Annotated in this window: 11 protein-coding genes; 4 read left to right on the top strand and 7 right to left on the bottom strand. The window is 40.2% G+C overall.

Annotation, left to right across the window (positions count from 1 at the left end):
* Window positions 1–7: 7 nt before the first annotated feature.
* The 3 genes from LV716_RS06800 to LV716_RS06790 form a co-directional block, all read right to left on the bottom strand.
* Entirely contained in the window at window positions 8–550 is a 543-nt protein-coding gene (locus tag LV716_RS06800; RefSeq protein WP_163416997.1) for an NUDIX hydrolase, read from the bottom strand.
* A complete protein-coding gene (locus tag LV716_RS06795) occupies window positions 551–1,729 on the bottom strand; it encodes a PQQ-dependent sugar dehydrogenase (protein WP_205600106.1) in 1,179 nt (392 codons plus the stop codon).
* An 85-nt stretch (window positions 1,730–1,814) separates the two neighbouring features.
* Window positions 1,815–2,825 (bottom strand): AraC family transcriptional regulator, encoded by a 1,011-nt coding sequence (locus LV716_RS06790; RefSeq protein WP_163416996.1) that lies wholly within the window; start codon window positions 2,823–2,825, stop codon window positions 1,815–1,817.
* 183 nt (window positions 2,826–3,008) lie between these two features.
* On the opposite strand from LV716_RS06790, the gene LV716_RS06785 reads away from it, so the two are divergent.
* The gene (locus tag LV716_RS06785; protein ID WP_233759251.1) at window positions 3,009–4,106 is read left to right on the top strand and encodes a lactonase family protein; all 1,098 of its coding nucleotides are present in this window, start codon (window positions 3,009–3,011) and stop codon (window positions 4,104–4,106) included.
* Between the two features lie 14 nt (window positions 4,107–4,120).
* Here LV716_RS06785 and LV716_RS06780 read toward each other — a convergent pair whose 3' ends face one another.
* From LV716_RS06780 to LV716_RS06770, 3 genes are read right to left on the bottom strand one after another with little or no spacing between them, the layout of a single operon-like run.
* The gene (locus LV716_RS06780) at window positions 4,121–4,627 is read right to left on the bottom strand and encodes a hypothetical protein (protein WP_163416995.1); all 507 of its coding nucleotides are present in this window, start codon (window positions 4,625–4,627) and stop codon (window positions 4,121–4,123) included.
* Window positions 4,628–4,647: 20 nt separating this feature from the next.
* Complete coding sequence (locus LV716_RS06775) at window positions 4,648–5,739, bottom strand: DNA helicase PriA (RefSeq protein ID WP_163416994.1); 1,092 nt, start codon at window positions 5,737–5,739, stop codon at window positions 4,648–4,650.
* 36 nt (window positions 5,740–5,775) lie between these two features.
* Entirely contained in the window at window positions 5,776–6,915 is a 1,140-nt protein-coding gene (locus LV716_RS06770; protein WP_163416993.1) for an SPFH domain-containing protein, read from the bottom strand.
* 178 nt (window positions 6,916–7,093) lie between these two features.
* On the opposite strand from LV716_RS06770, the gene LV716_RS06765 reads away from it, so the two are divergent.
* The gene (locus tag LV716_RS06765; RefSeq protein WP_163416992.1) at window positions 7,094–7,459 is read left to right on the top strand and encodes a DUF2237 family protein; all 366 of its coding nucleotides are present in this window, start codon (window positions 7,094–7,096) and stop codon (window positions 7,457–7,459) included.
* On the opposite strand, the gene LV716_RS06760 is transcribed toward LV716_RS06765, so the two are convergent.
* Complete coding sequence (locus LV716_RS06760) at window positions 7,452–8,684, bottom strand: NAD(P)/FAD-dependent oxidoreductase (protein ID WP_163416991.1); 1,233 nt, start codon at window positions 8,682–8,684, stop codon at window positions 7,452–7,454. The two genes, LV716_RS06765 and LV716_RS06760, sit on opposite strands and share 8 nt — an antisense overlap.
* Before the next feature lie 216 nt (window positions 8,685–8,900).
* Between LV716_RS06760 and LV716_RS06755 the strand changes: the two genes are divergently transcribed.
* Window positions 8,901–12,038, top strand: a complete 3,138-nt coding sequence (locus LV716_RS06755; protein WP_163416990.1) for a glycosyl hydrolase — start codon at window positions 8,901–8,903, stop codon at window positions 12,036–12,038.
* 8 nt (window positions 12,039–12,046) lie between these two features.
* Complete coding sequence (locus LV716_RS06750; protein WP_163416989.1) at window positions 12,047–15,163, top strand: glycosyl hydrolase; 3,117 nt, start codon at window positions 12,047–12,049, stop codon at window positions 15,161–15,163.
* Window positions 15,164–15,238 lie beyond the last annotated feature (75 nt).

The following is a 15,238-nucleotide window of genomic DNA, read 5'->3' as shown; positions in this document are numbered from 1 at the left end:
GGGTTTGTTACCTCAAGGAATAAAAATCTTCAGTGATTTTAAATTTTATTTCTTCATTTTCTTTATAGAGAAAGAATGCACCACCCCATAGTGTTGACACATCTTCAATAATTTTAGTGGCCATTAGGCTATAGACATCTTGACTTTTTAATTGTAAAAATTCTTCCTCTGGCATCCACTTTATAGCTTCCCATCCTTCTTTGACCTTAAGCGTTCCCGATTTGTATTTTGCCATATAGAACATTCTAAGAGCAGCAGTAGATTTAAAGCCGTACTTAAATGAAAAAACACCTGCCAATTTAGGTTTGGATATTTCTAAGCCAATATCTTTGGCTAAATGCAATAGGGATTCATTATACGTTTCTGACTTGTTAAACCGAAGTGGTGGTACATTCCATGTTCCATTGTATTTAACCATGGCAATCTCATCTTTATCATTGCAGATCAAAAGCCTTTTTATGGTATAGTTGTCCACTGGTTTTTCGATTTCTTGTGCCGATACGCTTCCAATAGATAGGCATAAAACAAAAACAAGTATTCTATTTCTCATTTATTCAACAGTTAAATTATTGGGTTTAGGTAGTATTCGTAATAGTTTTCCATTATCCTCATCGGTGAGCATGTATAGCTTACCCTCTGGACTTTGCATTACCTTTCTTGAGCGAACACGGTCATCAATAAAGAGTTCTTCAGCACTTTTTATGGTATCGTTTTCAATTCGGAATCGCCATAAACTTCCGCGTGAAAGTCCGGGAACGATTAAATTATCTTTCCATTCTGGAAATTCGTTGCCCGTGTAAAAAATAAGTCCAGTTGGTGCTACGGTGTGTGGCCAAAACCAAATTGGGGCTGTAAAAACCGCTCCCTCAATCTTTGGAGGTGTATAATCTTTACTTCTAAGTTTTCCCGAGGTCACATTGGGCCAACCATAATTGGCTCCAGCTTTTAGGATATTGACTTCATCACCTTGAATGGTACCGTGCTCACTGAACCAGATGTTTCCAGTTTTGGGTTCGACCGTTATGCCTTGTGCAGCACGGATGCCCATAGCATACAATCCAGGAACAGCATCATTACCAAAATCCGGATTGTCCTCTGGAATACTTCCATCTGGGTTGATTCGGTATATTTTTCCTCTTTTGTCCGTTACGTCTTGTGCTATGGGAATTTCGGGTTCATCACGTTCCCAAAACAAGCGTTCACCTATGGTCACGTAGAGTTTTCCATCGGTTCCGAAGGTCATTCCCCCTCCATAATGAAAATATTCCCTGGTATACGGAGCAGCTTCAATCAAGGTTTTATGATTGGTCAAGGAATCATTTTTCAATTGGGCTCGAATTACTTTGGTAGTAGTTCCAAAGCCTTTCTTAGCAGCGTACGAAACATAGACCCATGGGTCATTTTTAAAATCTGGGTCGACTAAAACTTCAAAAATTCCTGAATTATCACCAAAATGAATGGCTCGGATACTATCGGTTAAATTGATTGGAAAACCCTTGATGATTTTCTTCTCCTTGGACTCAAGATTAACCCGTAGCAGATTCCCATCTTTCTCAGAAATAAGGGCTTCATCTTCAGAAATAAAGGTAATGCTCCAAGGGTGGTTGAGACTGTCCAAGACTAGTTGTTTAATAGGTACAGTAGGATAATGATTTTTATCAGAAATGGTTTGTTCCTTACAACCGATTATCCCTAAAGTCAATACTGCAATTAAGATATATGTTTTCACTGCGTCGTTGAAATGTTGAAGCAAAGATGTCCAAGCACTGATTAAAATGCTTTAAAAATCATGATTCTTAAAACGAAAAAGAAACTTAGGAACTAAATCGGCTTCTATATTCCGAAGGGGTCAGTTGGGTTATGGCCTTGAACGCCAAATTGAAAGAGGTGACATTGCCAAATCCACAGTCATACGCTATTGTTGCTATTTTTTGTTGGATGGAATCTGGCTCCGACAACAATTGCTTGGCCTTTTTTATTCGATAATGGTTAACGAATTCAGAAAAATTCTTTTGCTCATTCTCGTTAATGGCCTGGGACAATTTTCTTGGGGAAGTATTTAATTTTTCCGCAATGATTTCCAAGGAAATGGTTTTATGCAAGTACATTTCCTCTTGTGCAAAAAGAGCTTTTAAAGAAGTAACCAATTTTTTTGAGGTATCGCCATCCAAAGTTGATTTGGTATATTTTCCCAATTGAAACGCATGTTTCTGTAAGAAGAGAAAGGAAAAAATATAAATCAAAAATGAAAAGAAAACCGCTCCACCAATGTACCAAGAAAAAAATCCTGCAAGATGTCCCATATAAAAGCACCAAATAATACCAATGCCTATAATCAGGTTCCTGTACCAGTTGTGTAATTGTTTATGTACTGATCTACCCTTCGAATACAGCAGGTAAATGGACAAGCCTATATATAGAAGCAAATGAAAAAAAACAGCAATGTAAATGCCGTATGACAACGCATCACCTCTGTTAGGAATAAAAGTGCACAATAGTACAAAAACACCAAAAGGAACAAGATGCAGATAATTTCTTGGAGAGAACGTTTTTGATTTATCAAACAGTGCTTTTCCATAGAACCATAAAAAAGGGCCTGTCAATAGAATACCAGATATTCCTAGATTTCGCTGCCAAGGCTCTAAATGAAAATAAGTGTTGAGCACCGATTTCCCTATCCGAATGGTGACCCCAAGAATTATAAAGGCCAAAAATACATTGGCTTTTCGTCTGCCTTTTTTTAGCGTGATTAGATACACAAACAGGAACAATGCTTGGACTAGGCCCAAACAACTTAAGACGAGTATTAAGGTGTCTTGATTCACGCCTTAAAATTACTAAGATGTGCATAAACCTAATAAATGAGTTTGAAGAATATTGATTCCCTCACATCAATTCAAGAGAAATTCGGATAATTGAGCCACATAATACACATCTATTATCTTGGTACTATAACGATACCTTAAAAAACGAAACGATTTCTTATTTTAGTCCAAAACACTATTATTTTGAAAAAACAATTCATCATATCCATATTGGCAATTGTTGCCTTGAGCTGTAAAGAAAAAGAGATGCCCATGAAAACATACAGTTTGTTTGTCGGCACATATACCGATGGAGATAGCGAAGGCATCTATCGTTTTACCTTTAATACCAACTCTGGGGAACTTGAGCGGAAAACCTTAGCCGCAGTATTGGCCAACCCTTCTTTTTTGGCCATATCCAAGGACAAAGCAAACTTGTATGCAGTACATGAAACTGCGGATTTTGATAGTTTGGGTGGTGGTGTTACGGCTTTTAGATTAAAAGAGGGGTTTTTAGAGCTTCAAAACAGTATGGGTACAGGAGGGGCACACCCTTGTCATGTTACATTATCGGGTGATGGGCATTTGGCCGTGTCAAATTATACTGGGGGTAACTTGTCAATTTTTGAATTGGAAGATGATGGGGCACTAAAACCAAATCCACAGCTTATAGACCATAAGGTATTGGATACCGTAAAGGCAGCACATGTGCACAAAGCCCATTTTAATGAAGATGGTCTGTTTGTATCTGATTTGGGGTTGGACGCTTTGAAAAGGTACAGTAAGCAAGATGGAAATTGGAAACCAGCCCATCAATTTTCTTTGGATTTTCCTGATGGTGCAGGACCAAGGCACTTTACGTTTAATACCGATAGGTCTTTTCTGTATGTCATCAATGAATTGAATGCTACAATTACTGCATTCAAACGGGACGATGAAGGGAGTTACAATCCAATTCAAACTGAAAATACTCTAGCTCCCGATTGGGAAGGGGTCAAGTCTTGTGCAGATATTCATTTGTCCCCAGATGGAAGATTTCTATATGGGTCGAATAGGGGTGAAAATACCATTGTGATTTTTGAGGTGGATTCAAAAACTGGAAAACTCGGTTTGGTAGGTCGTGAATCGGTTCATGGGGACTGGCCCCGGAATTTTTCAATCGATCCTTCTGGGAATTTTCTGTTGGTGGCCAATCAAAGAAGTAATAACATTGCTGTTTTTGAACGCAATACGGAGAAAGGGACGCTCACTTACCTTAATGATATTTCTATCCCTTCACCTGTTTGCTTAGAGTTTTTATAATAACTTTTGGTCTTTTACTCCTTGCTAAACAAAGGAACCGAAGTTTTGTTTGAACCACCTTTGGCGAACCATGTCATAATATGTTTTTGCGGCCATCTTCTGATCAGGGTATCGGCTTTTTTATCATACCAGACCGCATCAAAGTTACTTTTGGTAGATAGTACTACACGCCACTCTTGTTGTAACTTAATAGAATCTTTATAGCTAACATTTAAGCTGTCCCAGTCAATGTGCGACAAAACTTGAGGGTCCAAATGTGCCATAACTTCTTTTTCATTGAGAATGGCAAGCCAAATGGGTGCGGACAAATGTTCAATAGACAGATTTTCACGCTTTCCACCCCATCCAATTTTTAGGTCTTGACCATTTCTAATGGCATTGATCAACTCTTGTTTGGATCCTTTCAGAATACTTCCATCCCTATCCGTTTTTAAAACTATATGCCAATCATTTGAACGTTGCTGTCGCCCTACACATGAAGAGAGAATGATAAGAAGCAACAAAAGGAAGGTGTTTTTCATAATGAAGATTTTGTTTGGTATTACCCCTGTGTAAAGTAGATAATTATCAGAATCAATATAACTACAAAGAGGACTGCAAAAAATATTTTCCAAAAGCTATAGGGCCGTGTTCCCGAAATCTGTCCGTTTTCGCCATTGATAAAGAAGTTATATTCTTTCCCCTTAAAGCGATAGGCACTCACATAAACGGGTAACAGAATATGCTTAAAAGTCTCCTCGGACAAGCTCATGTCCATGCTGTTTATCCGTTGGGTATCGCCGCCTATATCCTGCTTGCACCAACGTGTGGCAATATTGTGTGCCACCTCTTTGGATTGCAGATGACCTTGCTCTAATGGAATCGTATATTTTTCCGTAACAAAACCAGATAAAAAATTACTGTTGAAGGGCTGTAGCTTTTTCAAGTTCCAACGGGCAATTTTATTGGGGATTCTACCTGTTTTTTGTTTGGATGCCTTGATTAAGGTATCGTCCACAAAACCAGATACATTTCCAGAGGCAGAATACCATCTGGTCTTACGAACTCTTCGCGTCTGTTTTTTACCGTTACTGTCCCGGTAGCTTTGGGTTTCATAATAATATTCACCCCGTTTTCCGGTATACGAAGCGTAGAGTTGTGCATCAAAAGTCCAGTAGGGCAGATACAATCCCTTGGTAAATTGTGGGTCAAGTGCTGCTTTTTTCAATTTGTTGGGTGCCCACCACAATCGATCCACCCATTTTTTAAAAATGGTGAATGACTTTTCTTTTTCAATTTGAAATGGGAGAACAGCTCCCGGCAAAATCCATTCTTCCTTGTAGGCATCGGCAATCACCAAAGGCATACTACAATACACACAATGCAAAGACTTATAGTTTTCCTCCACATGCTGATTGGCGCCACAGTTTTTGCAATGGAGCATGGAGATCTCTTCACTGTGCTTTTGAGCACCCATCTCTTTCAGATAGGGATATAACTCTAGCTCTTCAAAACCATTTTCATCAATGGTTATGGACTCCTCATGGCCACAATACTCACAGGTGATATTGGTTGTGCCAGGTTTGTACTTGAGCTCAGCCCCACAGTTGGCACAGGATTTTTTAAGCTCTGTTTTTTGGATAATTTTCTCCAAAGACTTCTCTTATTTATGGATTGCCAACTAGAAAACTTATGCTGTAGGTAATGGTGGAGGGGTACTTCCTCCCAAAAATGATTTTAATTCATCGACCTCTTTGAGCGCCGTCCATGCTGCCATGCCTTGTTTCCAAACCAAACTATCCCTGTTGATGGTGCGGCCGGCAAAAAGTGCTTGTAATTGTTCAAAAGAAACAGGACCTTGCTGTGTTCCATTGACTGCATAAAAATATTGTACTGCCGTAGGCATTGGAGGTGGAAAAGCACCTGTTTGTTGTTGGTTGCCCATTTGAGTATTTGCCTGCGAGCTCCCCGCCATCATGCCGCCCATTTGTTGAGCGAGTACAAAGCCCATTCCCATGCCCATTCCAGCACCTGCGGTACCGCCTTCGTTTTTGGCAGCAGCTTCAATCGCTTTGGCAGTTTTGAATTTGGTCAACTTATCCAAATCCAATTTATCTATACGGCTATACTCGAAGATTTCCTTTTTGAGGTCTTCGGGCATGGAGACATTTTCAATATAGAATTTTTCAAGGGAAATACCCACGGAAAGAAACTCAGCATTCATCACTTCTTGGCAGGTCTCTGAAAGTTCTGAGGTATTTGCTGCGTAAAGTTCTATAGGAAGATTGGCTTCCCCAACTGTATCCGTAAAACGAGTAGCGATAAGACTTTTTAAATGCTCGTTAATTTCAAAATTGGTGAAGTTACTGTCCGTACCCACAATGTCAACGATAAATTTTCCTGGATCTGATATTTTAAAGGCATATGTGCCAAAAGCACGAATTTCTACCAATCCAAAACGGTCATCACTTAGTGTAATGGGGCTCTTGGTTCCCCATTTTTCATCAGTAAAGAGGTGGGTGTTCACAAAATAAACCTCCGCTTTGAACGGAGAGTTGAAACCATATTTCCAACCTTTTAATGTGGTGAGAATTGGTAAGTTTTGTGTGGTAAGGTCATAGGTTCCGGGTGTAAAGACATCCGCCAGTTGCCCTTCATTTATAAATACGGCGGTTTGCCCTTCGCGCACAATAAGTTTAGCACCGTTCTTTATTTCGTTTTGGTAGCGCTCAAAGCGATGAGCTATAGTGTCATCCGTATAATCGAGCCATTCGATAATATCGATAAACTCATTGGTGAGCTTCTCTTTTATTTTCCCAAAAATATCCATGGTAATGTGTTTTTATGTTAATGTTCTAAAGCTAAGAAAAATGGATGAGTGAATCCTTCAATACATTAGTATAAAATTATTCACAACGTTACATGGAAGTTTCAATTTATGGAGGAAGAGTGGTGAAAAAGAAAAATAACTGCTTTTAATAGTATTTTTACTGTCAAGAAAAGCTCCAATGGAAAAAAATGTACTGGGAACAGAACTTCAACCCTGTTGTTATGCCCCTAAAACCGGATTTTATCGTGATGGCTTTTGCAGAACTGGACCTGAAGATATAGGAACCCATGTGGTCTGTGCTATCATGACCGAAGAATTTTTAATCTATACAAAAAACCAGGGCAATGATTTGAGCACTCCCATACCGATGTACAATTTTCCGGGTCTTAAACCCGGTGATACATGGTGTTTGTGTGCATCTCGTTGGAAGCAGGCATGGAAAGTTGGCAAGGCACCAGATGTGATTTTGGAGGCAACCCACGAAAAGGCATTACAGATCATTGATTTTGAAGCCCTTTTAGAACATAAACATGTGGCTATTTAATAACACTCATTAATTGCTTGGCAGTAGCCTCACCCGAAGCCATTGCAGCATTCAAAGAACCATTCAATACGTAATCACCTGCCAAAAAGACTTTTTTGAAAACTTGGACATTATCGGGCGAAAGCTCCATTTTTAAATCTTTGACATCAGGAAGTGCCTGTCTTATGGTATACTTTTTCAAAAAGCTTTTGATGGTAATTCCACAGTGCTCCAATAGTTCTGAACTAATAGTGTCTACCAAATCCGCTTCATTCAAGGTATGGGATTTGACAACGGTCACAGAAAGCACAACATCCCCTGAAACAGTTTGACCAAACGGATAGTATAGATTGTTTGTTAGTGCATCGTTATCGGCAATCAATCCAATAATACCTTCTTCAAAAGTTCTCTTTTCCACAGCAAAGTAGAGATTATCGCAACTTTTCCAATCAACCGCGGAGAAATTCACTGCCCCTGTCTTAGCATCTATAGGTATGGTTGCCAAAGTGGCATCACTTTCTAAAATTTCACCGCTTTCCATATGGATACCTTGGGAATCTATGGCTTTTACTTTTTGCCCATACCTAAATTGGCTATGATGTAACTGATTGAAAAGTTGCTCTGGAATAGCGCCAATTCCGTTCTCTGGAAGTGTAGCGTAACCTTCCCCAAACATTTTAAAGACAAACTCGAACATTCGAGAAGAAGTCTGCAATGCTTCCTCTAAAAAAATTCCTGTAAAAAATGGCTTAAAGAAATCCGAAATGATGCGGCTGGAAAACCCGTAGCCTTTAAGGTATTTTAATGTGGTGGTTTCTACTGAAGTAAAAATATCCTGAATCGATTTCTTTTTTAACCGCTGTGTCAAAGTGAAAATCTTGATTTTATCGGAAATGGAACCTATTGAAGAAAAAACCGTGGGAAGCAATGCTGAAATATCACGTAAAGGGTCACCAATACGCTGAGCTTTTCCATTTTTAAAAATTAAAGCACCGGGCTTAAATTGATGTAACTTTAAATCAGCATAGTTTAGATGCTTTTTTGCTTGCGGATATGCCGAGAGCAAAACCTGAAAGCCGTGGTCAAAAAAAGTTCCTTCGATTACGTCGGTCTTAACTCGGCCTCCGACTGAATTCGTTGCTTCGAGAAGTGTTGGGGCATAGCCTTTTTCTTCTAAGGTTTTGGCAGCAATCAAGCCGCTTATTCCTGCACCTATGATATATATTTTTGCTGATTTCTTTTCCATGGAATTAATCTGGTCTTTATGTAAAAATAGCGATTTCAATTTCGGAGAATTTGATGACTCTATTACAATGTTTGGTCATCAATTTTTGAACTGTTTTAAGGTCTTTTTATGTTCTCAAAAATTTCAAAATAGTTAATCTCCTTTTTAGTAACAACTTAACTGTTTACATTTCTGGGTTTTTCCTTACTTTTAGTACTGACTAATACAACACAAAAAATGAAACAACTGCTTTCCAGAGCTGGCACCCTATTGCTGGTATTTACGCTATTCTGCACATCTGCACAATCCCAACGAAAAAAGAAATCATCAACCGTTAAAACTGCTTATCCGCAAGAGCTATATTCCAGTTTGGAGTATAGATCTATTGGACCGCACCGTGGTGGGCGTTCGGCTGCTGTGACCGGAGTGCCTGGTGAGCCCAACCTATTTTATTTTGGTGCTGCAGGCGGCGGTGTATGGAAAACCCTTGATGGTGGACGTACATGGGAGAATATTTCCGATGGTTATTTTGGAGGTAGTATCGGAGCTGTTGAAGTGGCCCAAAGTGACCCCAACGTGCTTTATGTTGGAGGTGGTGAAAAAACTCTTCGTGGAAACGTATCTTCTGGCTATGGTATTTGGAAAACTGAAGATGGCGGGAAAACATGGAAATCAGCCGGACTAAAGAATAGTCGTCATGTGCCACGTATCCGCATTCACCCAAAAGACCATAACATCATATATGCTGCGGTATTGGGCAATATTTATAAGCCCACACAAGATCGTGGCATTTATAAGAGTACGGATGGTGGAAAAACATGGAGCAAAAAATTATTTGTCAACGAACAATCAGGTTTTGTTGATTTGACCTTAGACCCGAACAATCCCCGTATTTTATATGCTTCTTCATGGCGTGCAAAACGTACTCCATATAGTTTGAGCAGTGGTGGAGATGGTTCAGGATTATGGAAAAGTACAGATAGTGGTGAAACTTGGACGGAAATCTCTAAGAACGAAGGCTTTCCTAAAGATACCCTTGGAATCATTGGAGTCACGGTTTCTCCAAAAAACAGCGAGCGGGTCTGGGCCATTGTTGAAAACAAGGAAAAGGGAGGTTTGTATCGCTCTGAAGATGGAGGTAAAAAATGGGCTCTGGTCAATAGCGAACGCAAATTGAGACAACGTGCCTGGTACTATACTCGGGTTTATGCCGATACCGAAGATGAAAATATTGTTTATGTTTTAAATGTGCGCTACCATAAATCAACAGATGGAGGTAAAAGTTTCAATACCTTCAATGCGCCGCATGGCGATCATCATGATCTTTGGATTGCCCCAGAAAATTCCAAACGAATGATTATTGGGGATGATGGAGGTGCACAAGTTTCCTACGATGGTGGGGAGACCTGGAGCACATACTACAACCAACCAACGGCACAGTATTATCGAGTGACCACAGATAATTCACATCCATATCGTATTTATGTAGCTCAGCAAGACAATTCTACGTTGCGTGTAAATCATCGTAGCGATGACGGTAGTATAGGTGAAGACGATTGGGAATCTACCGCAGGAGGTGAATCGGCCCATATTGCTGTAGACCCAAACAATAATGATATTGTATATGGAGGAAGTTATGGTGGCTTCTTGACTAGGGTTAACCATAAAACAGGAACGGTTAGGGGTATTAACGTATGGCCAGATAATCCAATGGGGTATGGCGCCGAAGGCATGAAATACCGTTTTCAATGGAACTTCCCCATCATGTTCAGCAAACATAATCCCAAAAAACTGTATACGTTTTCGAATCATGTGCATATGAGTACAAACGAAGGGCAAAGCTGGGAACTATTGAGCGATGATTTAACGCGCAATGATCCAACAAAATTGGTGTCCAGTGGAGGCCCCATTACTCAGGACAATACGGGTGTAGAATATTACTGTACCATTTTTGCGGCCAATGAAAGCCCCTTAAAGGAAGGTTTGCTTTGGGTTGGAAGTGATGATGGATTGGTTCATGTCTCCAAAGATGGGGGACAAAACTGGGAAAATGTTACGCCTTCGGGAATGCCAGAATGGAATATGATCAACAGCATAGAACCTTCAGTTTTTGATGAAGGCACTTGCTATGTAGCGGCAACTCGATACAAATTAGGTGATTTTAAACCCTATCTCTACAAAACCACTGATTATGGAAAAACATGGTCTAAAATTACCAACGGTATTCCTGATGAACATTTTACCAGAGTGGTTAGAGAAGATCCAAAAAGAAAAGGATTGCTTTACGCGGGAACCGAAACTGGGATGTATGTTTCTTTTGATGATGGAAGCAATTGGAGTCCGTTCCAGCTAAACCTGCCCATCGTTCCAATAACCGATTTGGCATTAAAAGACAATAACCTTATTGTAGCGACCCAAGGAAGAAGTTTATGGATCATTGATGACTTAACGGTACTTCATCAATTGGAAGCTTCTGACAAAAGTGCCAACATAAAATTATACCGACCCAAAGATAGCTATCGTACCAAAGGAAGAGCTGCCAAAGAGCCATCCAAGACAGAAGGGCAAAATCATCCCAATGGTGTTATTACTCACTTTTATCTTAAGAATATGAGTGAAAAAGACAGCATCAGTCTAACATATTTTTCCAAATCTGGGGATACGTTAGCTACGTTCAGCAATTTTTCCAAGGATAAGGATAAAAAGCTAAAAGTTGAAAAAGGCGGGAATACCCATGTTTGGGACACACGAGGCAAAGGAGCCGAAAAATTGAAAGGGATGATTTTCTGGTGGGCCAATTTTAGTGGAGCAAAAGCAGTACCAGGAACTTATAAGGTCTCATTAAATGTAAACGGTTCAGAGCAATCCAAAGAGTTCAAGATTATTCCGGATCCTAGAGCTGAGGTTTCTGTAGCCGATATGCAAAAACAGTATGATTTTATATCGGATATCAATAGAACTATTGACCGAGCACATAAATCGATTAAGAAAATCAGAAAAATCAATACAAAGTTAGATGTCTTTACCAAACAATATAAGGGCAACGAACAGACCAAAGACTTGGTGGAGAAGGCGGAAAAAATGAAAGAGAATTTTGGTAAGATTGAAAAGGCCTTGTACCAAACCAAAAATAGAAGTAACCAAGACCCGTTGAATTTCCCGATACGATTGACCAATAAGCTTGGGCATTTAAATAGTTTGGTTTCAATTGATGACTTTCCGCCTACGGCCCAAGATATAGCTGTGAAGAATGAAATGACCACAAAGATCAATACGCAATTAACCACTTTCGATAAACTAGTCGATGATGAGATGAAGGCATTTAATGTGGAGTTTAATCAACTAGGTTTGGAGTACTTAAGTATAGAAGAATAACCAACGCTATGAAAAATATTATGTGTGTAGTAGCCCTAATTCTTGGGGCTACTTCTTTTGCGCAAACAGCTGAAGAATACTTTAAACCAGTTAAGTACAGAAATATTGGTCCCTTCAGGGGTGGACGCTCTGTTTGCGCCACCGGGGTTGTAGGCGATGCCATGACCTATTATATGGGAACAACAGGAGGTGGCCTTTGGAAAACTACCGATGCAGGTCAGCACTGGAACAATATTTCCGATGGTTTTTTTGAAATGGGCTCTGTTGGGGCGGTTGCTGTTTCCCAATCCAGTACCAACATAGTGTATGTGGGAATGGGAGAGCATGCTCCTCGTGGTGTAATGACGTCCTACGGAGATGGCGTCTATAAATCCATTGATGCTGGGAAAACATGGCAACATATTGGTTTGAAAGAAACGCAGCATATCGCAAGGATCGTGATCCACCCAACCAATCCCGACATTGTATTCGTAGCTGCTCAAGGAGCATTGTACGGCCCAAATAAAGAAAGGGGAATTTTTAAAACTACCGATGGCGGAAAGACTTGGAAGAATGTATTGTTTGTAAACAATCTCACTGGCTGTTCAGAGCTTTCCATGGATGCCAATTTTCCCGATATACTCTATGCCACCATGTGGGAACATCAACGCAAACCCGAAGTTGTGATAAGTGGAGGTGGAGGCAGTGGCGTCTACAAATCAGTGGATGGTGGGGAAACTTGGAAGAAGATTGAAAAAGGGCTTCCAAAGGAAAAGGGAAAGATGGCGATATCCGTGAGCCCTGCAAATTCAAATAAAGTTTTTGCACTGGTGGAAAGTGATTCCAACGCGGACAAAGGAGGACTTTTTGTTTCCAATAATGCTGGTGAAAGCTGGAGTATGGTAAGTGGTGACAATCGTTTAACGCAAAGGGCTTGGTATTACACAGAAGTGTTTACGGACCCCAACAATGAAAATGTGGTTTACGTATTAAGCGCTCCTGCTTTGCGCTCTATTGATGGTGGAAAGACATGGAGTAGACTTTCTGGTACTCATGGGGATTATCACGACCTATGGATTAATCCGAATAACTCGAATAATATGGTAATAGCCAATGATGGAGGTGCTGCAATCAGCTTCAATTATGGCAAAAGCTGGTCAACCCAGGCTATAATGCCTACCGCTCAATTTTATCGTATTAATGCAGATAACCTTTTTCCATACAATATCTATGGGGGTCAGCAGGATAACACTTCGGTAAAGATTGCCAGTCTTTCTATAGGGAGACGAAGTATCAGCAGGGAAGATTGGAGCTATTCCGCAGGAGGGGAAAGTGCTTTCTTGGCATTTGATCCGGATAACCCTAGATACGTTATGGGTGGCAGCTATTTGGGGACCATCAATTTATTGGATACCCATACCAAGGCCTCTACCAAGGTTATGGCTTCTCCTATTCAATATTTGGGACGTGCCGCAAGGGATATGAAGTATCTCTACAATTGGAATGCTCCCATTATTTGGTCCAAGCATGAACCCGGCACCTTTTATCATTGTGCGCAATTGGTGCTTAGAACAAGGGATAATGGAGTGACCTGGGAAGAGATTTCCCCAGATTTGACCCGAAACCAAGATGACAAGCAAGGAGAAGGGGGCAGACCCTACACCAACGAGGCTGTAGGTGCAGAAAATTATGGAACCATTGCGTACATGATAGAGTCACCTCATGAAAAGGATGTTTTTTATACAGGAAGCGATGATGGATTGGTACACATCACAAAAAACGGAGGTGAAACCTGGGAAAATGTCACTCCAAAAGGATTGCAGGAATGTCTGATCAATGCCATCGAAGTATCGCCTCACGATCCTGCAACGGTTTACATTGCAACCACACGGTATAAATTCAATGATCATACACCGGCCATATACAAGTCCACCAATTATGGAAAAAGCTGGACCAACATCAGTTCCGGAATTCCTGACGGTTCATTTACCAGAGTGGTTCGCGAGGACAAGGACAGAAAGAATCTATTGTACGCGGGAACGGAAAAAGGAATGTATATTTCTTGGAACGGAGGTCAGAATTGGGAATCGTTCCAATTGAATCTGCCAAAAACCCCAATATTGGATTTAATGGTCCATCAAGGGGATTTGATTGTGGCTACTTCAGGTCGGTCTTTTTGGATTTTGGATGATTTAGGATTGCTTAAAGGGTATGATAAACCTCAAAAAGTGGCAAAGCTGTATGAGCCTGAACCTGCCTACAACGCATCTTGGGGTAGTGTATTGAACGGTAATTCTGCTAAATTTAAAGGAAGTCAAGCTTTTACTGGAGTAAATCCGGCGAATGGATTGGTGTTGTACTATGAGTTGCCCAAATTGGATTCTACCGAAATTAGTATGGAGATTTTTGACACTAACGGAAAACAAGTCAATTCATTTTCATCAAAAAAGGATGCGAACTATAAGAAATATGATGGCGGGCCGCCACCTGCCCCAAAGCTTGACAAAAAAGAAGGCCTCAACCGTTTTGTATGGAATATGGGACACAAAATAATGCCTGGCGTGAAGGATACTTACATTGAAGCCAATTACAGAGGGCATCGTGCCATTCCAGGTACGTATACGATTAAGCTCAAAGTTGACAACACCATTTTGGAAACCAAAGGGATAATCAAAGAGCTACCTAAATACAATATCAAACCCGAGCAATACAAGGCATTTGATGTTTTCATGACGGAGACTGAAGCCAATCTGACCGAGATGCATACTATGGTGAACACGCTTTTCAATGCCAAGAATAAACTGAAAGAGGTACTCAAAAAAGTAAAGGACGAATCACTAAAGAAAGAGGGCAAAGCATTGATGGATGAGTTGGATACTTGGGACAAAGAGATGGTGCAGCGAAAGTCAAAAGCATACGATGATGTAGAGAATTTTCCAAACAAGTTTACCGCGGAATATCTATTTTTGATAAACGCAACCAATAGCACCTTGCCAAGAGTCAACAAATCTTCAATTGATCGTAGAAAAGAATTGGATGAGCAATGGAAAGGATTTAAACAAAGAGGAAAAGCATTTGAAAATGTAAAGATTCCAGCCTTCAACAAAAAATTATGGGAAGCAGGAATTGGAGCTATACAACTTTAAAAAGCAAATAAGGTTTTGGGCTAAAAGTAAAGGGTCTTGCTTCTCTTCTTTTTACCTTTGCCCTTAACTCCTTTT

Source organism: Flagellimonas sp. HMM57, assembly GCF_021390175.1.
Lineage (GTDB): Bacteria > Bacteroidota > Bacteroidia > Flavobacteriales > Flavobacteriaceae > Flagellimonas.
The sequence above is the reverse complement of the archived record's forward strand: the minus strand, read 5'-3'. Positions and strand labels throughout refer to the sequence as shown.